Annotated in this window: 16 protein-coding genes and 1 pseudogene; 9 read left to right on the top strand and 8 right to left on the bottom strand. The window is 58.6% G+C overall.

What is annotated here, in order from left to right:
* Positions 1–93: 93 nt before the first annotated feature.
* Positions 94–2856, bottom strand: coding sequence for a magnesium-translocating P-type ATPase (gene mgtA, locus A3OO_RS0106065; RefSeq protein ID WP_018406945.1), 2763 nt, complete (start codon positions 2854–2856; stop codon positions 94–96).
* 226 nt (positions 2857–3082) lie between these two features.
* On the opposite strand from mgtA, the gene A3OO_RS0106060 reads away from it, so the two are divergent.
* The 3 genes from A3OO_RS0106060 to A3OO_RS0106050 all read left to right on the top strand — a co-directional run bounded on the left by A3OO_RS0106060 (position 3083) and on the right by A3OO_RS0106050 (position 5838).
* Positions 3083–4801, top strand: coding sequence for an ABC transporter ATP-binding protein/permease (locus A3OO_RS0106060; protein WP_018406944.1), 1719 nt, complete (start codon positions 3083–3085; stop codon positions 4799–4801).
* A gap of 150 nt (positions 4802–4951) precedes the next feature.
* Positions 4952–5116 (top strand): DUF3309 family protein, encoded by a 165-nt coding sequence (locus A3OO_RS22880; RefSeq protein ID WP_083909734.1) that lies wholly within the window; start codon positions 4952–4954, stop codon positions 5114–5116.
* A gap of 20 nt (positions 5117–5136) precedes the next feature.
* Entirely contained in the window at positions 5137–5838 is a 702-nt protein-coding gene (locus A3OO_RS0106050; RefSeq protein ID WP_026222731.1) for a VIT1/CCC1 transporter family protein, read from the top strand.
* A gap of 65 nt (positions 5839–5903) precedes the next feature.
* On the opposite strand, the gene A3OO_RS21225 is transcribed toward A3OO_RS0106050, so the two are convergent.
* Both A3OO_RS21225 and A3OO_RS0106040 read right to left on the bottom strand, forming a co-directional pair.
* Positions 5904–6203 carry a hypothetical protein gene (locus A3OO_RS21225; protein WP_018406941.1) on the bottom strand — a complete coding sequence of 100 codons (300 nt, stop codon included), beginning with the start codon at positions 6201–6203 and terminating at the stop codon, positions 5904–5906.
* 223 nt (positions 6204–6426) lie between these two features.
* Positions 6427–6618: a CsbD family protein gene (locus tag A3OO_RS0106040; protein WP_018406940.1), complete on the bottom strand. Its 192-nt coding sequence runs from the start codon at positions 6616–6618 to the stop codon at positions 6427–6429.
* 548 nt (positions 6619–7166) lie between these two features.
* On the opposite strand from A3OO_RS0106040, the gene A3OO_RS0106035 reads away from it, so the two are divergent.
* Entirely contained in the window at positions 7167–8489 is a 1323-nt protein-coding gene (locus tag A3OO_RS0106035) for an MltF family protein (RefSeq protein ID WP_245257116.1), read from the top strand.
* Between the two features lie 125 nt (positions 8490–8614).
* Positions 8615–9727 (top strand): DUF2252 family protein, encoded by a 1113-nt coding sequence (locus tag A3OO_RS0106030; protein WP_018406938.1) that lies wholly within the window; start codon positions 8615–8617, stop codon positions 9725–9727.
* A gap of 170 nt (positions 9728–9897) precedes the next feature.
* On the opposite strand, the gene A3OO_RS0106025 is transcribed toward A3OO_RS0106030, so the two are convergent.
* Entirely contained in the window at positions 9898–10293 is a 396-nt protein-coding gene (locus tag A3OO_RS0106025; protein ID WP_018406937.1) for a cupin domain-containing protein, read from the bottom strand.
* A gap of 128 nt (positions 10294–10421) precedes the next feature.
* On the opposite strand from A3OO_RS0106025, the gene A3OO_RS23510 reads away from it, so the two are divergent.
* Positions 10422–10829 carry a hypothetical protein gene (locus A3OO_RS23510; protein ID WP_156824767.1) on the top strand — a complete coding sequence of 136 codons (408 nt, stop codon included), beginning with the start codon at positions 10422–10424 and terminating at the stop codon, positions 10827–10829.
* Positions 10830–11154: 325 nt separating this feature from the next.
* On the opposite strand, the gene A3OO_RS21220 is transcribed toward A3OO_RS23510, so the two are convergent.
* The 3 genes and pseudogenes from A3OO_RS21220 to A3OO_RS24210 form a co-directional block, all read right to left on the bottom strand.
* Positions 11155–11373 carry a hypothetical protein gene (locus A3OO_RS21220; RefSeq protein WP_040573664.1) on the bottom strand — a complete coding sequence of 73 codons (219 nt, stop codon included), beginning with the start codon at positions 11371–11373 and terminating at the stop codon, positions 11155–11157.
* 705 nt (positions 11374–12078) lie between these two features.
* A complete protein-coding gene (locus tag A3OO_RS0106005; protein ID WP_245257115.1) occupies positions 12079–12330 on the bottom strand; it encodes a hypothetical protein in 252 nt (83 codons plus the stop codon).
* A 455-nt stretch (positions 12331–12785) separates the two neighbouring features.
* A pseudogene (locus A3OO_RS24210) lies at positions 12786–12914 on the bottom strand (L,D-transpeptidase); the annotation flags it as partial.
* A gap of 387 nt (positions 12915–13301) precedes the next feature.
* On the opposite strand from A3OO_RS24210, the gene A3OO_RS0105995 reads away from it, so the two are divergent.
* The 3 genes from A3OO_RS0105995 (at position 13302) to A3OO_RS0105980 (ending at position 17202) form a co-directional block, all read left to right on the top strand.
* Positions 13302–13601, top strand: a complete 300-nt coding sequence (locus A3OO_RS0105995) for a hypothetical protein (protein ID WP_018406932.1) — start codon at positions 13302–13304, stop codon at positions 13599–13601.
* A 1197-nt stretch (positions 13602–14798) separates the two neighbouring features.
* Positions 14799–16190 (top strand): site-specific DNA-methyltransferase, encoded by a 1392-nt coding sequence (locus A3OO_RS0105985; RefSeq protein WP_083909796.1) that lies wholly within the window; start codon positions 14799–14801, stop codon positions 16188–16190.
* Positions 16191–16248: 58 nt separating this feature from the next.
* Positions 16249–17202, top strand: coding sequence for a DUF5681 domain-containing protein (locus tag A3OO_RS0105980; protein WP_018406929.1), 954 nt, complete (start codon positions 16249–16251; stop codon positions 17200–17202).
* Between the two features lie 168 nt (positions 17203–17370).
* Here A3OO_RS0105980 and A3OO_RS0105975 read toward each other — a convergent pair whose 3' ends face one another.
* Positions 17371–17769, bottom strand: a complete 399-nt coding sequence (locus A3OO_RS0105975; protein WP_018406928.1) for a hypothetical protein — start codon at positions 17767–17769, stop codon at positions 17371–17373.
* Between the last annotated feature and the right edge of the window lie 64 nt (positions 17770–17833).

Below are 17833 nucleotides of genomic sequence, written 5' to 3'. Positions count from 1 at the left end.
TCATGGCGTCTTTTTCTGAAGGTTAGAGGCAGCCGAGCGATTGCGTCGCCGCAAATATGGCGATGGTGGCGGGCGCTTTCCGGTCGACCTACGTTATTTGCTTGGCCAGAAGACCGGCTTTAACGCTTCATGCGGCTGAAGGCCCAGTTGGACAAGCGTTCCGATCAAGATGAGCGTTCCCGTTAAGACGAGGGCTCCCGCCACGACCAACGCCGTAGCGACGAGCGCGCTTATGAAAGGCCCAAGAGGATGCGGTCTGGGCTCAGACGCCTTGGTCTTTCGAGCTCTGATCGGCTTCGAAAGACCTGCAGTATTGATGGACCTGAAAAACCATATCTTGCCCACTTCCGTCGCCACGATATAGCCGAGGACGATAGCGACGACGGCGCTTATCTCCATCGCCGAGAGCGGCACGAAGCCGAACACCGAACTCAGCGCCCCGAGGAAGGGGATGGCGAAGGTCGCGGCCGCTACCGCAAGCGTTGACCACAACAGCAACTGACTCGGGCTGCTTCGAAAAGCCGGCTTATGGGTTCGCAGGACGAGGACGACCGCGAGTTCGGTCAGCAGCGAAATCATAAACCATGCGGTCTGGAACGTCGCCTCGCCGGCGTGGAAAACCAGGAGCAGCACCGCGAAGGTCAACATATCAAAGGCCGAACTGATCAGGCCGAAGACAATCATGAACTTCTGGATCTCGCTGATGCTCCAGCGCTGCGGATGTGAGACCCGGTCTGCGTCGACATTGTCGCTGGATATCGCGATCGACGGCACGTCGGAGAGGAAGTTATTCAGCAGAATCTGCTTGGCGGCGAGCGGCAGGAACGGCAGCAGCGGCGCCGCCAGCGCCATGCTGACCATGTTCCCGAAATTCGCGCTGGTGGTGATCGAGATGTATTTTAGCGTGTTGGCGAAGGTCCGCCGACCATCCTCCACACCAGAGCGCAACACGTCCAGGTCGCGGTCGAGCAGGATGATGTCGGCGCTTTCGCGGGCGACGTCCACCGCCGTCTCGACCGAGATGCCAACATCGGCCGCATGCAGGGCCGGCGCATCATTGACGCCGTCGCCGAGATATCCGACCGAGTGACCCATCCGCTGCAGGGCGCGGACGATCCGCTCCTTCTGCTGGGGATCGATCTCGACAAAGAGGTCTGTCCGTGGCGCGAGATGCCACAAAGCCTCGTCCTTGAGTTTTACGAGCTTTTCGCCCGTGAGCATCGACGTTGCATCGAGTCCCACAGCCTTCGCCAGATGCGCCGTCACATAGCGGTTGTCGCCGCTGATCACCTTGATGCGGATGCCTAGCCGATTGAGATCGTCGATCGTGCGCCGCGCGTCCGCCTTGGGCGGGTCGTAAAAGACAAGGAAGCCACGAAAGGTCATCTCCCGTTCGTCGTCGCGGTCGTAGTCCGCCTTCACTGGAACCTTGCGGGTTGCAACGGCCAGAACACGGAAGCCTTCAGCGCTCTTGGCCTTGAAGACATTCTCGAGTTCCGCGCGCCGCTCGGCGTTCGCCGGAACCTCGACGCCATCGCGGTCCAAGGATGTGCATATGTCGAGCACGTTCGAAAACGCCCCCTTGGTGATGAACAGGCGCTGTGACGGCGCTCCATCCTCCGCCACGACGATGGTGAGTCGGCGACGCATGAAGTCGTAGGGGATTTCGTCGATCTTGGCGGCGCCACGGGTCGTTAGCCCAATGTCCTTGCCCGCAGTCACGATCGCTTCATCGAGCGGGTTTTCGATGCCGGTCTCGAAGGCGGCGTTGAGAAAGGCGAGCCGTCGCACCTCATCCGAAGGCTGGCTTCCGGCGTCGAGAACGTCGCGCAGAACAATGGCGCCTTCGGTCAATGTGCCCGTCTTGTCGGTGCATAGGATATCCATGCTGCCGAGGTTCTCGATGGCGTCGAGCCGGCGGACGATGACGCCGCGCTTGCTCATGGCCCGCGCGCCGGCCGAAAGGGTCACGCTGATGATCGCCGGCAAGAGCTCAGGCGACAGACCGACCGCGAGCGCCACGGCGAACAGCAGGGACTCGATCACCGGGCGGTGGAGCAACAAGTTCACAGTCAGCACGAAGAGAACGATGACAATCATCACGCGAACGAGGAGATAACCGAACTGCCGCACGCCGCGGGCGAAGTCGGTCTCGGGTTGGCGCGCCCCCAGCCGCGCCGCAATAGCGCCGAACTCGGTCCGGCGGCCGGTGCTCACGGCAAGGACCTTCGCCGTGCCGCTGCGCACCGAAGCGCCGAGAAAGACGGCATTGGTCCGTTCAGTGATTGGCGCGTCGGGGCGAACTATCCCGGCCCGCTTCTCGACCGGAAACGACTCGCCGGTCATGCTCGCCTCGCTGACGAGGAAATCCTGCGCCTCGATCACGAGCCCATCAGCTGGGATTAGATTGCCCGCCGAGAGAAGGATGTGGTCGCCGGGCACGATCGCGCTGACCGGCGCTGTCTGCTCCACCCCATCCCGCACCACGCGGCACGTCAGCGCCAGGCGCTTCTTCAGTTCCTCGACCGCGGTGGACGCCCGATATTCCTGAAAGAAGCTGAGGAGCGAACTGCCCAGGACGATCGCCAGGATGATGGCGGCGTCCACCCATTGCTGAAGCGCCAGCGAGATTGCGGCGGCGAACGCCAGGATGAGGACGAGCGGGCTTTGGAACTGACGCAGAAGGAGGCGAAGCGCGCTCAGGCGCGGCGCATCCTCGACGCTGTTGGGACCGACGCTTAAGAGCCGCGCAGCGGCGCGATCGGACGACAGCCCGTCTGGACCCGACTCCAAAGCTGCGGCCAGGTCGGAAGCATCATGGCTCCAGTAGGGAGTTTCGTTCGCGTCCCAGGTCACTCACGGTCCTATCTGCGATCGTTGTAGGCGAACGTCGCTAGTCTGCCTCTCGGCCTTGCTTCACGCGGAGCCAGACGGCGTCCATCAAAATGACATGAGAAAGACGATCACATAAGAGTTCGCAGCCAGACAGCGATAGTCTCACATGAGGGCGCCGATCGCGCCAAGATGCAGGGCCATCTATGCCGCCTTGCCGGTCATCCCAAGTTGAGCTTTAAGAACGAATATGAATAACGGCATTGTTCCAACCGCGGTCGATGCGCGGCTCCTGCGCCACTTTACGAACCTCTCCTTTGGCTTCTGGACCGGCCCGACGCGCCGCAAAGCGAAACTGTTCGTGGCAGGGCTCTTTGCCTGCCTGCTGCTCAATCTCGTCCCGGCCATCGCGGTCAACCGATGGAACAAGTTTTTCTTCGACGCCCTGCAGAATAAGGACCAGCGGCTGATCTTTCTCAGCATCGGCCTGATGCTGGCGCTGGCCTTCGCCTCTGCGTTGACAAGCGTCGCGCTGCTGCAGATGCGCATGCGTTTTCAGTTGCGCTGGCGGGAATGGCTGACTCAGACGCTCGTGCGGCGCTGGATGGAGCGCCGCCGCTTTTATCAGCTCAGCGTCCTTCGGCTCGTCGACAATCCGGAAGCGCGCATTGCCGAGGACGGGCGGATCGCTATCGAGCTCTTCGTCGACTTTGCGACGGGCGTCACGAATGCTCTGCTCATGGCGGTCTCGTTCGTCAGCGTGCTGTGGTTCATCGGCGGCTCGCTGACGATTGGGGGCGTGACGATCCCGGGCTATCTTGTGATCGCGGTCGTCAGCTATTCCGCCGCGACGTCCTTCGGCATGCTTCTTTTGGGTCGCCCACTCGTCGCGCGCGTCGAGGCGAAGGCGGCCGCAGAGGCCGACTTTCGTTTTGAACTTTCGCACACTCGCGAAAACGCCGAAACAATCGCGCTTATCGGCGGCGACGACGCCGAGCGGGAGCGGCATTATGCGAGATTCAGTCAGGTTGCGCTGCGCTGGGTTGCGGTGATTGGACGACAGGCGCGCATGCTCTTCCTGTCGAGCGGCAATAACGTGCTCGCGCCCGCCATACCGCTCATGCTGGGCGCGCCGAAATATCTCGCCGGCGAAATGTCGCTCGGCGATCTCATGCAGGCGGCCGCCGCCTTCATACAGGTGCAATTGGCGCTCAATTGGCTCGCCGACAATTCGCTGCGCCTCGCGGACTGGTTTGCCTCGGCTCGGCGCGTCGCCGCCCTTGACCTCTTCTTCGATGACCTCGACGAGCTCGCGATCGGAGCCGAGGAGAAGACGATTGATCTCGCCTTCAGCGACGACGACGCATTGCATCTTTGCGGGCTTTCCATCGCCCAGCATGACGGCGCGTTGATGCTCGCGGACACCGATGCGACGATCGGACGCGGCGAGAAGGTTCTCGTGAAGGGAGATCCTGGCGCCGGCAAGAGCACGCTGATCCGCGCCATGGCGGGGTTGTGGCCGTGGGGAAGCGGCCGCATTCTGCGTCCGAAGGATGCGCGCATCGCTTTCATGCCGCAGCAGCCGTATATGCCGCGAGGCACGCTGCGCGAGGCGCTCGACTATCCACGTGGCGACACGCCGCCCGACCCCGCGCGCGCGGCAAGAATCCTCGTCGCCTGCGGCTTGGCTCATCTCGTACCGCGCCTGGACGAGGAGCAGAGCTGGTCCGATGTGCTATCCGACGGCGAACAGCAACAGCTCGGCTTCGCGCGCACGCTGCTGAGGCCGCCAGACATCATCATCATGGACGAGCCCACCTCAGCGCTCGACGACCTCAGTCAGATGCGGCTGATGGAGCTGCTCTGCGAGGAAGCGCCAGGCTCGACCATCATCCACGCCGCGCGCCGCAATGTTGACAAGCGCTTCTACGACCGCGAGATACAGCTCCATGCGAGATCCCCATCATGAACCCGACCATTGCTGACTTTCGAAAGGGGTCATTATTCGGCGCGTTGCCGCTCCTTTCAATTTGAATGTCTTGAAAAGATATAGGATGTGGACCGGCGAAGCGGCCGTGATAAGCTTAAAAGTGAAATTCCCTGCGACGGAGATTGCTTAATGTCACTCTCAACATTGCTCATCATCCTCCTCATCATCGTTTTGCTCGGCGGTTTTAGTGGACGTTTTGGCGGCTACGGCTATGGGTACGGGCATGGCGGCGTCGGCGTGATCGGCCTCATCCTGATCGTTCTTGTCGTTCTCATGTTGCTTGGGCGGATTTAATCTGAGAATCGGAACTTCGGATGAGTCGTCTGCGACTGCACCCGGAAAACCATCTGGTCGGGCGTATCGGGTGGCTAAGAGCCGCAGTGCTCGGCGCCAATGACGGCATTGTTTCAACTGCGAGCTTGATCCTCGGCGTGGCCGCAGCCCATACGACTGAGGGCGGCGTCTTTATCGCTGGCGTCGCGGGACTGGTGGCTGGCGCCATGTCGATGGCCGCTGGCGAATATGTGTCCGTTAGTTCGCAATCCGATACCGAAAGGGCGGATCTCGCTCGGGAACGCAGCGAACTGACCGAGAGCGCCAAGGCCGAACTTGACGAGCTTGCCGAAATTTACGTCCAGCGCGGCGTCGATCCGGCTCTTGCGCGGCAGGTCGCCCAACAGTTGATGGCGAAAGACGCCCTGACCGCTCACGCGCGCGATGAACTGGGGATTTCGAAAATCACCACGGCGCGTCCTGTGCAAGCCGCACTGACATCGGCTGCAGCATTTTCTGTCGGCGCCGCCATGCCCTTACTCATGGTTCTGGTATCGCCTGCTGGCGATCTTGTTCCCATCGTTTCCGGCGCGTCTTTGTGTTTTCTCGCTCTTCTTGGCGCCATTGGCGCGAGAGCAGGCGGGGCGAATGTTTTGCGCGCCACAGCCCGAGTGACATTCTGGGGCGCCTTGGCGATGGCTATAACGGCCGGCATCGGGGAAATATTCGGCGCGGTTGTTTGAGCATTCTGACGGTAGAAGAAAAAAACGCCCGGTCATTCGCGAAACGCAGGGTCCTATCCCCGCCGTCACAAATCTTTGTGGCTGTGAAGAAAGCGGGCGATCTGCTCTTTCAGGTCCGCTGTCGGGAGCGGCTCGCCGACAGAAGCGGCGCTCGCGAAAAGTTCCCGCTGGACTTCCGTCGGTAGATTATTCCAGCGGCTGATGACCGCCGCTCCCAAGCACTGCAAAATGAGCGCTTCTTCTTCCTTGGCAAGATCAGCCCGCTTTTCCCGATCCGCATCGGTTCGACCGCCCTCGTTTTCCCATCTGGATAAGGCGCGGAGCAGCGGGTTATCCTTAATCGAAGTTTTTGGTTCCTTGGCCATCACGCATCACCCTGATGGATATCAACGCCCGCAGCCGAGGGATTATGCCGCCTTTTCGCCGTCTTCAACACCTGTGCATACTGGCATGGCCAATCCCAAGTTGATCGGCCACCTTGCCGCGACAGGCTCCGCTCCGGCCCTCAGCCCTCAGGGGCTGGTCAAACGACCAAATAAGAAAGGCGGCCTGTAGGGCCGCCTTTTTCACGCTCATGATGAGGTCAGGTTAAGCCTTGTCGACGAGCTTCTTCACGGCGTCCTTAGCCTTCCCGACGGCCTCCTGAGCTTCGCCCTTGAGCTCCTGCACGGCGCCTTCGAGCTCAAGGTTCGGATTGCCCACTGCTTGGCCGACCCCTTGCTTGACTGTCCCCGCAGCCTGATTTGCCGCACCCTTGATCTTGTCGGTTGTGCTCCCCATGGTCGGTCTCCTCAATTACGGTCGGCAACGCGGTATTCCGCATTGCGTCTCCCGATTTGTTAATAGCGTGATGATAGTCGATTACGGAAAAGCTCGGTAGCGCAATGATTGAGACATAAGGCCGCGCCAGCCTTTCGCCCTAGCTGCAAGCCTCAATCACGTCGCGTCGCTCGTGATGCTCATTTTCTCGCGCCCTTCAACAGGCGCGCTTTGCTGACGCGAAGAGATGCAGAATTCTGACGTTCAATTCGCATCGGCCAAGCTTTCGCTGCTCTAAACTCGATTGTCGTCGCCAATGGCGACACATGACTTTCGCGCTCGAGCACTCCGGCACAATATATTGCAAGCATTTGGCGTCGGACGTCGCGCCGATGCAAGCTCGAACCGTCGCCATTCGTCTGAGGCCGTCGATGCCTACGCGGATCGTCACGTTGCTGTGTCTTTTCGCTTTAGCGATCGGATCGACTTCGTTTGCGCAGGCGCAAACCGTGACCGGTCAGCGATTAACGCTTCCAAGAGCCCGCGACTGGACAGGCGATTTTTCTGCGATGTTGAAGCGAAGGACGCTTCGGATTCTTGTTCCTTACAGCAAGACCCTCTTTTTCATGGACCGCGGCCGTCAGATGGGCGTCATTGCGGAATTCGGTCGCGCACTCGAGGATTGGATCAATGCGCGACACAAATCCGAGACGCGTCGCTTCCATGTCACCTTCCTTCCCACGGCCCGCGATCGCCTCTTACAGGCGTTGAACGAGGGCAAAGGAGACGCCGTCGGAGCCAATTTGACAATTACGCCCGCGCGTCTGGCCGACGTCGACTTCGTCGATCCGTGGTTGAAGAACGTCAAGGAGATTGTCGTCACCGGCCCCACCTCGCCGAGGCTGGACACGATTGAGAGCCTCAGCGGACGCGAGATCCACGTGCGCCTTTCAAGCAGCTATGCGGACCATCTTGCGAGGCTAAGCGACACATTTGTGGCCAAAGGCCTGAAGCCGATTGTAAGCATCCCGATTGATGAGAACCTTGAGGATGAAGATCTGATCGAGATGGTGAACGCCGGACTGCTACCTTATGTTGTCGTCGACGATCACAAAGCCACAATATGGTCCCAGATCTTTCCCAGAGCGCTCCCACGCAACGACCTCGTCGTTAGCGAAGGCGGGGAGGTCGCATGGGCGATTCGTAAGAACAGCCCGGAGCTCAAGTCCGCGCTAAACGCATTCATCGGGGCGCATCGCGCGATCACCAGCTTCGGCGCCACGGTCCGGCGACGCTATTTCTCGGACAAGCGGATTGTGAAGAACGCTCTTGACGAGAGCGAGGCCAGAAAATTTGCCGCTGTTATCGACCTCTTTCGCCGTTACGGCGCGCAATACAATTTCGACTATCTGATGATCGTCGCTCAAGCCTATCAGGAATCTCACCTCGACCAGTCCCGACGCGGCTCGGCTGGCGCGGTGGGCCTCATGCAAATCAAGCCCTCGACCGCGGCCGGCGCACCCATCGGAATCACTGGGGTCGATCGTGACCCAGATCGCAACGTTCACGCCGGGGTCGCCTATCTCCGCTATCTTGCCGATACGTATGTTTCGGATCCTGCGATTGATCCGGTGAATCGGACGTTGATGAGCTTCGCCGCCTACAATGCCGGCCCTGGCACCTTGCGCAAGTTCCGCGCTGTCGCGCAGCAGGCGGGTCTCGATCCGAACGTCTGGTTCAATAATGTCGAGGTGGGCGCGGCTAAAGTGTCGGGGCTCACGCCCGTTCAATACGCCAGCAACATCTATAAATATTACATATCCTACCGGCTCGCCGCCCAGCGTCTCGAAGCGGGCGGAAAAGCTCGGGAGGGCATGGGCGCCGCGAAATGATGACACTTTGAGCGATGTGTCGCGAACTGAACTCTCAGCTCGAAACATTGATCTGAGCCGACGCCACATTCCCTCGAGCCAAGCTCCGCGAGACATTCGGCGATGATTGAGCGAGGAGAACAGATATGTCCTTTCGGGCTGACAACGATGCATACGAGGCGTGGCTTCGTAACCAATGCCAGGTGGTGGAAGCAGACCTTGAGCATAAACACGAGAAGATGAAGAAGGACGCCTTCACCTTCCTTCGCGCCACATTCTTCCGATGGGCGAAGACAATTGAGAAAATTTGCTCCGATCTAAGTGATGCGCCAGCCGTTCTTAGCGTTGGTGATACTCATGTCGAAAACTTCGGGACGTGGCGCGACGCCGAAGGTCGTTTGGTGTGGGGCGTGAATGATTTCGATGAGGCGGCGGTCATTCCATATCCCCTTGACCTTGTCCGACTTGCGACAAGCGTGCGGCTCGCTCCGGGCGTGGCGTTCAGCAACCACGACGCCGCCAGCGCGATTGCCGCTGGGTACCGAAAGGGTCTGAACCAACCGAGGCCAACGCTGCTCGATGAGAATGCAGGCTGGATGCTGCCGTTCGTGGCCTGCACCGACGAAGAGCGTGAAGAATTCTGGGGCGAGGTCAGGAAGTATCCGGCGGCTATCCCGCCGGATGAGGTCAAGAGCGCTCTTCGTTCGAGTCTTCCCACGGGTGCCGTCGTCGAGAGGTTCGCGTCTCGTAGAAAGGGCAGCGGAGGGTTGGGGCGACGACGCTTCGTGGCGGTCGCGGACTGGCGCGGCGGGAGCGTCATACGGGAGGCGAAGGCGCTGGCGCCGTCCGCGTGGCAGTGGGCCCACGGCGGAGACGCGCGCCCGCCTTCTTTTATCGATCTAGCCACGGGAAAATATCGATCGCCTGATCCCTTCCTTCATATCTATGACGGTTTCATCTTACGGCGGATTGCGGCCGATTCCCGAAAGATTGACCTCGGCGACAACGCAGGCGCTAAGTTGAACCTCCAATTGCTCGAGGCCATGGGCTTCGACCTCGGCGCAATCCACGCCGCCAGCGAAGAGCAAACGCCAGCCATTCGCAATGATCTCGACGCGCGTCCGGTCGATTGGCTGCACGGCGCTGCTAAAGTTGCAACCGAAAGGGTGAAAGAGGACTATGCCGGATGGGCAAAGCTGATCCCGTCAATGATTGCCGCTTTCCGCGACTTCCTTAATGTGGACCATAACGCAAAGTAGAGCGATGAAGGACGAACACGTCCGCGCGCGACATCAAATCCTTGACCTGAATTTTTTGCGCTCCTGTCTGCCGAGAGTTCGCGGTGGCCGCAGTCAGGTTGGGGCCCAGCCGATGCTCGAGGCAGCAGGCAAAAAGGGGCGATCGGTTTGCCGCGCACAACCTTGAGCGGCTACTCCGTCGTCTTGCCATCGAAGTGCTCGTCACCAGCTTCGGCCTCCGCCTTAGTGGCGCGGACGACGCCGTCCCGGTGATCCGGCGGGCCATAGATCGTATAGAGCTTCAAAGGCTTTTCACCCGTGTTTATGACGTTGTGGCGCGCGCCTGCGGGCACGACGATCGCATCGTCGCTCTTAATCTTCGTACGGACTCCGTCAATCAGAACTTCGCCCTTGCCTTTTTCGACCCGGAAAAACTGGTCGTGGTCCGAGTGGACTTCCTCTCCGATTTCCTCCCCGGGTTTTAGAGCCATCAGCACTAATTGAAGGTGCTTGCCCGTATAGAGAACGCGTCGGAAGTCCTTGTTCTCCTCGGTCAGTTCCTCAATGTCTTCGACAAAGCCCTTCATGGCGATATCCTCACTGGTGATGGGCGGCTAAGCAGCATCAAGATTAGCCGGTTGATATGACAAAGCCAGCGTCACGCGCATTAATTCGCCGCGAATAGTTTTAATAATACGCTTAATGGCCATGGCGGGTGGACGAGCGTACATCAAGGTCAACCGTTGACGAAGCTATCTTTACCTCGAATCGAACTCCCCTCGGCGCTAGACTGGATACGGTCACAACTCAGCTGTTCGTTCGGAAGGACTTTGAAGCAATTTCACACTGTAACGCCAAAAACCATCTCGGTTACAACAACCGCGCCTATCCGAGCGCGGCCAAACCGGTGAAAAAAGGCGGGCGAGTTGTCGCGCTTCGCCTGGAGGCCATCGAGAAGGTTCCTGGAAAATCTAAATTCGGTTTTTCGCTGCTGGGGCGCGATCCGGTGATGGGGTCGCGCCCAGGCCAACGGCTAATCCTTGCCGCACGATCGGTCATAACGCCAGGAGGCGCGTTATTAAATTCAAACATGATCCGCGGCGGGCGCCTACCTCACGCCTAAAACCAACGTCCTCGGCCGTACCAACCGCCTCCGCCAAGCAGGAGAACAACAATAATAATGAGGAGCAGCGTCTGAATATCCATGATGTCCATTCCTTCAGTGCGATGGCGGCTTTGGCTTGTCGGCAATATCTGTCGAGCCCATCATATGGAGACGCCGACGGACAAAAAAAGAAGTCGGTGAATTTCGTAACAATAATATGTCGGCGAATTATTGACCACAAACGTCAGCAACACTCCTTCAGCAGCGCCAAAAAGCGACGAAAGCAATTTGCAGCTGCTCAATCCAATGATGGGTGTCGAGGTCGTCCGTCATCAAACACGAATCAAGTCGATTGCTTTTGCACGTCATGGATCAGATGACTGAGAGACGGCTCGTCTAGGTCGTGCAGAACGTCTGCCAGTCTCTCATCGTCAGCCCGCCCCGGAGCGAATCCGGCCCCATAGGTCTGACGCAATGTGGATATGAGCGTATTGCCATGTTTCTTGCTGATTCTGCCGTTCTTGTCTCGATGGCGGCCGTCGAGTCCCGGTTGCTTTGTCATGACCGTTTCCTCGGGTGGATGGGAAAATGCGTCATCACGACTCATCGGGGAATTGATTTTTTCAAGAACGGCCGCGGGCTCTTCGACAGGCGCCGCGCCCCCCGCGGCTTCGGCCTCCGCTTCCGCCTTTGCCTCGGCGTAGAGATCTTCGGCGGCTTCGGCGATTTCGCCGCCCCGTATCCGCGCCTCGTGCATTGCCGCCAGCGCTGCTTTCAGCGCGGCTTTCGCGGCCGGACGTGCGCGTCGCGCGATGTGCGGGCCCAATAGCGCGACGCCCGCCGCGCCTACGACAGCTCCGAGCGCCATGCGCGCCAACGGTGACGACATGATCGTTTCTCCTCTCGAACCCTCGCGGATAATGCAGGTTTAGTGAATTTTGGCGCAACCGCACTGAAGTTTAATCCATCTTGGCTCGCTTGCGCGCGCGGGAAATGTCGGCGGCGGCGTGAAGTTCCTTTCGCTGGAATGCGATTCATCGACGCGATCCGCGTCCATGCTCAAGATGACGAAGCAAAGCGTTGATGACGAGGCGATCTCGGAAGTGCGGCGCCCGGAAGAATTTCCTTGATGCGTATCAGATAGTCGACTCGTCGCACGCCTTCCGGAGGGGTGCGCCATAACTCCCGACGACCTGGGCTAGGAGACATGTGAACCAGCACTCGAGCGATTGCAGCTGGGCGAGCACATGTCGTACGAACAGATCGCTTAGGTAGGAATGACCAAGTGGATTGACTTCGCTTCGCCAAACTTTGGCCATGGCACTTTAATGCCGGCTGCCTCCAGGAACATCTGCGCCACATAAAGAACTATGAACACCCCGACCAGAACGACGAGCACGTTAACAACTGTCCGAAATGGCTCCGCGAGAGGAATGACACGGAGCAAGGTTGTCGCGGCCCACCAAAAAACCCCGATGACGATGACGAGAAAGATGAGTCCTATCAATGTTTCGATCATTGTCATGTCTCCAACAAGCCGACACTGCCCAAATGGCGGCCGACCTTGCGAAAAATATGGGCCTATCTGGCGTTTCGGACAAGGCCGAGCTTTCCAATGATCCGTTGGCGACGACTTGGCGTGTCATGGCCACCTCTGGACCGCTCTGCTCGATTAGGAGCGCTGTGAGATGCTCCCCCGCCAATTTTCTGCCAACGCCTCGCCGATCCTATTTTCAATCGGTGAAGGCTGTGCGACGCCAGTTCGAGCCGTCTAAAATCTTGTAAACCGAACGTCCGATGACCTCTTCGGGAGTGAACGCAAAATTACGGAAAAAGGACCGGCTAGCTGCGCTACAGCGAGATGACTTAAGCAGGAGCAGAGGAATCCCGGACCGTGTCGACGAGCGCCTGGGCGAGTATGAGCGTATTACGATCTAAAGGTTGATCCGCCTCGCACAAAGAAATTCCTGACCGTCATGGCCTCATGATTACCGGAGCACCGACACTTTCGCGATCAAAGAGATCAATCACCTCGTTCAACATGCGGATGCAGCGGTAGGAGGCGGCAGCGCCGATTGATGCGCGCATCCTTCTGGTCGTCCCGGAGCGCAGGAAGAAGCGCTTTCCGAGTGTGTGGCGACACCTCGGCCCTCGGTCCGGACGCGCCAAACTGGGCCAAGATCACCGCTCATATTGAAGGCGAGGTCGCGGGCTTGGCCACCTGCGCTGCGCGTCTGCTTGACCAAAGCCTCGGCAGGACGGCTCTGGATTAAAACTTCACGCCATTCGGCGCGGATTCGGACGGCTATTTGATTTTTGATTGTAGTGGTGCGACGCCGCGCCGGCGCCGTCGGACATTTCCGATCCGTCAGATCACGACGAAGCGATCTACTTTGTCATGAGAAGAGGCGAAGGCTGGTGCGGCCGCACGCGACAGCTTCGCAAAACGTGGGAAAAGATCAGGGCCGATCTTCGTTTGTGCATGCGCCAATGAACCAGAGGACGATCGATTCCGAAACGCGAGAGGCGCTCCTCAAGGCGATTACACGTTCACACGGATGGATGGAGATGATCCTCTCGGGTAAGCCCGCATCATTCGAAGAGATCGCCTCGAGCGAAGGTCTCGCCGAACGTCATGTCCGGCGCTTGGCCGTCCTGGCGTTCCTGTCGCCAAAAGTCATTCAGGCGATCGCCGACGGCGCTGCTCCCTCGGGTGTGACAGTCTCCAGCCTGACACAGGCTCTGCCCCATGCTTGGGCGGATCAAGAGCGACTGCTCGGCCTCGGCTAAAATCCCCAATCACGATCTTGTCCGATTGTGACCCACGAGTACCGTCTCGTGCCTCCGGTGCGTTTCGATCCCGGAGCGGTGACACAGGAAGAACCATCCGGGTTCGCTAGCCGAACGGCGTCGAAGCGAACCAGTCTGCGCGCAAAGCGAAACCCGTCTCAGGTGGCGTCCGTTGAAAAATCCCGGACATTGGAATATCGCCGACTGAGACTGTGGCCGGAATCACGCCATTGAGACCGGGATTTCCGACTCAGGAAAGTCTCTGAGCCGCCGCTCCTAACGCAAACGCCCCGAAACCCCGGCCCTTATTCCAAAGTCCGCGTCCGGTCTGAACTTCCAGGAATGCCTGGCTGACGACGCAGTCTCCTGCGAACCCGTCTCGCCTCACTCCCCTCCCTGACTACGGGAAAATCAGGGAGGTTTTCAAAAATTCAGGCTTCACCCCCATCGTCTGTGACGAAACCCACGTGATTTCAGTGTCCTGACGCCGATTCCCTGCTGCAAAAAAGGGAGGCATGTAGCCAGGAACACGGGACGCGGGCCTTTTATCAGGCGAATTTCTTGTCGTTAACCGGGATCGGATTGTCCCTAGCCGGGATTCGATTGCCATTATCTGGATTTCGGTTGCCGTTGAGCGGGATGACCGCGCCAATAGGCGGGATATGCGAGTCGCTATCTGGAATGGCGGCGCCGTAAGGCGGATGGATGTTGTCGGACTGCGACAACGCCTTGCGTATTGCGAATCGAACGGGATGATTCGGGATTTCGAGCCCGTCCCCAGGGTCTGAATTGGCCCTCGACCGACCTCTTGAGCGGGGTGCTTGCTATGCGGGGCGTCCCAACCCGATCGAGGCGGCATTGCGCTCGAAGCAACGCCAGTATTTTGCAAGCATTCGGACGAGTATAAATCGCCCTCTGAAACGCGCCGGTTCTTAAACGGCCCTTAAAGGGGCATTGAAGGGCCTTTGAAAGCCCCTCCTCCGCTGCGAAATTTTGTTGCTACAGCAATAGCCTTTGTAGGGTAAATCTATACGTGGAATACCATTAAATCGGTGTTTAAAGGCGCTTTCCCCAAGCTTATCCCCATTCCGAATATTGACGACTGGAATCTCTCTGTGAAAGCCTTTGCATAATTCGATCGGCTCGTTGCGCGAAGCGCTCAAGCCGTTCCCACCGAAATTGCTGTTGAGGCAGACCATGAACACCACTCCGCCCGCCATCGAATTACGGCCCGTCCCCTCCCTCAAGGCTTATGCAAACAACGCGCGGCGTCATTCGAAGAAACAGATCCGGCAAATTGCGGAGAGCATTCGCCGCTTCGGCTTCACTAATCCGGTCCTGATCAGGGACGACGGCGGCATTATCGCTGGCCATGGCAGGGTTTTGGCGGCGCAGGAGTTGGGTCTCGAAACGGTCCCGACGTTGAAGTTGTCGCATCTCACGCCCGAGGAAGTGCGCGCCTATGTCATTGCGGACAATAAGCTCGCCCTTAACGCCGGCTGGGATATGGAAATGCTGGCGATCGAGTTTCAGGCGCTGATCGATACGGAGTTCGACCTCTCGTTCACCGGCTTCTCTTTGGCGGAGATCGATCTCACCTTCGATCAGGCGCGGGAGGCTTCGGTCGAGACGCCGGATGGGCTCGACGTCATCCCAGATTTACCCGAAGCAGCTGTAACACGCTTGGGCGATCTCTGGATCCTGGGAAAACACCGGCTGCTGTGCGGCGACGCGAGGGAGAAGCGTGATTACTTCGTTCTGCTTGGCGCAGAGAAAGCCGATCTGATCTTCACGGATCCGCCCTACAACGTCGAGATCGACGGCAATGTCACCGGCCTCGGACGCCACAGCCACCGGGAATTCGCCATGGCCTCGGGCGAGATGTCTCGCGAGGCTTTCACCGAGTTCCTGACCATAACCCTCTCCAACGCGGCTTCAGTATGCAAGGACGGGGCGATCGCGTTCGCCTGCATGGACTGGCGGCACATCCGTGAAATGACGGAAGCAGGCGAAGCCGCCTTCACCGACTTCAAGAACCTCTGCATCTGGAACAAAACCAATGGCGGCATGGGCAGCTTCTACCGCTCCAAACACGAATTGATCTTCGTCTACAAAGTCGGGACCGCTCCCCACACCAACAACTTTGGGCTCGGCGAAACGGGACGCTATCGCACGAATGTGTGGGACTACCCCGGCGTGAGCAGTCTTGGATCAGGTCGTTCCGAGGCGTTGTCGATGCATCCGACGGTCAAACCAGTGGCCCTCGTGGCCGACGCCATCAAGGACTGCTCTCGGCGCGGGGAGATCGTCCTGGACATCTTCGGGGGCTCCGGCTCGACCCTGATGGCGGCGGAGACATGCGGACGACGAGCAAAGCTTATCGAATATGACCCTCTCTATTGCGACGTCATCGTTTCTCGCTGGGAGAGACTGACCGGCAAGTCGGCCGTCCACGCCGAAACGACCCGACGCTTCGAAGACATTGCGGCCGAGCGATTGCCGACCGCTCGATCGGCAGGAATGGCGCGCATGGCGTCTCGAACGAGGCGAGATCGGCAGGGCCGGAAGCGTAGAGCGCTCGTCGACTGAGTTCGATCGCGTCCCGACCCCAATTGATAAACCGCTCCTTGCCCGAGAATCATGACTCATGACAAAGCGTCGCGCCAACAAATCTTCGACCGAAGATGCCTCTGAGCAGTCGGAACGCTTATTTTCCGACGAAATGGTGGATCGTTTGAAGAGCGCGATTACATTTGGCGAGCCGATTCCAACCCTGCCAAAAACAACGCGTTTCCAAAAAGGGCAATCAGGCAATCCAAAAGGAAGGCCGAAGAAAACGTCAAGCTCTCCGTTTCATCCCCGGATTGAGCCGCTTCCCATACAGGAATTGATCCTGAAAGAGGCCGAGCGCGGCGTCACCATCCGTGAGGGCGATAGCGTCTCTGTCATTCCAGCGAAACAGGCTCTTATTCGCGCGTTGCAGAATGCGGCCCTAAAAGGCAACCCTCACGCGCAGAGAACCTGGCTCCTCCTGCATGAGCGGATCGAACGAGAGAAGGCGATCGAGATCAAGGCTGAGAATGAACTTTGGGAGGTCTATCAGCAGCAATGTCGGGAAGAAATCAGGGAAGCTGAATCAAAGGGCGAGGCGCCACCGCTGCATCTTCCACACCCAGACGACATTATCATCCGATATGGGAAGCCGCCTCTCTTCAGAGGACCCATATGTGAGACGGAACTCACGGATATGGAAGAACGCATCAAACTGATGGACGCCTTCATCATGCAAATTGCCGTCAATGAGCGATGCGCTTTGCCAGAAAATATAGAGGCAGGACTCCGATGCGCCGACGCTGCGACAATATTCGTGGCGCTCCTGAACGGGACGCTGCCAAAGCGGCTCCAACTGAGCGATACCGACTTTACGATCAGGCTTATGTATTTTCAGAATATCCCGAAGCGCACACTCCTTAAATCGACCCGCGCAGCATGGAGCGCCGCCGGCCTTCATGTCCCGCGTGGCAAAATATTCCCCAGGCTCGAAATTGCTCGTGCGATCGTCGAAGGGTTCAAGGGCGCCAATGAGGCTGAAGAAAATTGAAGAGATTCGTTTCTCTGGAGATCGAATAGAGTCGTGCCGTCTGATATTAGTTCGCATGATCAATAGCACTCGCGCATCTTTTTGGACGTAAGCGGCACCACAGTGCGACGATTTTTTTTCAGAGAGCGGCGACATTCCTTTGGCCCTCTCCGAGGGAAAAATGTTTTGTTAGTCGCAAGATTCGTCGAGCAGAATTTCGTATTCAACGGTACTCCGTAGCCGGTGCTTCCTGTCCAAGGGAACGACGCACGCCCTGGCCTCATCGAAGTAGAACACCGTCCAGCCCGGTAATTCGGCCTTGACGGCGCGAGCAATGGCGAGGCCTTCGGCGGAAAAATTCGTCCAGTCGCTTTCTCGGTAGGGCCGGCCTTCTTCTTCGACCGCATCCTCGATCGCCTCGTAGTGCGCCTGCCAGCGGCGAAGCCGCTCGACGAGCGCGGGTGAGATCGGCAAATCCTCGGCCCCACAGGAATTTCCCTCGATGTCCCACACGCCATCGCAAGAATAGTCGGCCATAACGCGAACCCAGCGATGGCGGTTAAGCAAGTCTTCGTAGATGTCGCTCATGTGCGTCCTCTGTCTTTTCATCGCACCCGTCAGAATTATACTGTTATATACAGTAATTGATAGA

It is taken from the genome of Methylocystis rosea SV97, from assembly GCF_000372845.1.
Lineage (GTDB): Bacteria > Pseudomonadota > Alphaproteobacteria > Rhizobiales > Beijerinckiaceae > Methylocystis > Methylocystis rosea.
This window is presented reverse-complemented; position numbering and strand designations above follow the sequence as displayed.

Excerpts from the sequence above, each read along its gene's own strand:
- A3OO_RS0106040 (WP_018406940.1), bottom strand. The coding sequence starts at position 6,618 with ATGGGGAGCACAACCGACAAGATCAAGGGTGCGGCAAATCAGGCTGCG.
- A3OO_RS0106060 (WP_018406944.1), top strand. The coding sequence starts at position 3,083 with ATGAATAACGGCATTGTTCCAACCGCGGTCGATGCGCGGCTCCTGCGC.
- A3OO_RS0106030 (WP_018406938.1), top strand. The coding sequence starts at position 8,615 with ATGTCCTTTCGGGCTGACAACGATGCATACGAGGCGTGGCTTCGTAAC.
- A3OO_RS21225 (WP_018406941.1), bottom strand. The coding sequence starts at position 6,203 with ATGGCCAAGGAACCAAAAACTTCGATTAAGGATAACCCGCTGCTCCGC.
- A3OO_RS0105980 (WP_018406929.1), top strand. The coding sequence starts at position 16,249 with ATGACAAAGCGTCGCGCCAACAAATCTTCGACCGAAGATGCCTCTGAG.
- A3OO_RS0105995 (WP_018406932.1), top strand. The coding sequence starts at position 13,302 with ATGAACCAGAGGACGATCGATTCCGAAACGCGAGAGGCGCTCCTCAAG.
- A3OO_RS0106025 (WP_018406937.1), bottom strand. The coding sequence starts at position 10,293 with ATGAAGGGCTTTGTCGAAGACATTGAGGAACTGACCGAGGAGAACAAG.
- A3OO_RS21220 (WP_040573664.1), bottom strand. The coding sequence starts at position 11,373 with ATGACAAAGCAACCGGGACTCGACGGCCGCCATCGAGACAAGAACGGC.
- A3OO_RS0106005 (WP_245257115.1), bottom strand. The coding sequence starts at position 12,330 with ATGATCGAAACATTGATAGGACTCATCTTTCTCGTCATCGTCATCGGG.
- A3OO_RS0105975 (WP_018406928.1), bottom strand. The coding sequence starts at position 17,769 with ATGAGCGACATCTACGAAGACTTGCTTAACCGCCATCGCTGGGTTCGC.
- A3OO_RS0106035 (WP_245257116.1), top strand. The coding sequence starts at position 7,167 with ATGTTGAAGCGAAGGACGCTTCGGATTCTTGTTCCTTACAGCAAGACC.
- A3OO_RS0105985 (WP_083909796.1), top strand. The coding sequence starts at position 14,799 with ATGAACACCACTCCGCCCGCCATCGAATTACGGCCCGTCCCCTCCCTC.
- A3OO_RS0106050 (WP_026222731.1), top strand. The coding sequence starts at position 5,137 with ATGAGTCGTCTGCGACTGCACCCGGAAAACCATCTGGTCGGGCGTATC.
- A3OO_RS22880 (WP_083909734.1), top strand. The coding sequence starts at position 4,952 with ATGTCACTCTCAACATTGCTCATCATCCTCCTCATCATCGTTTTGCTC.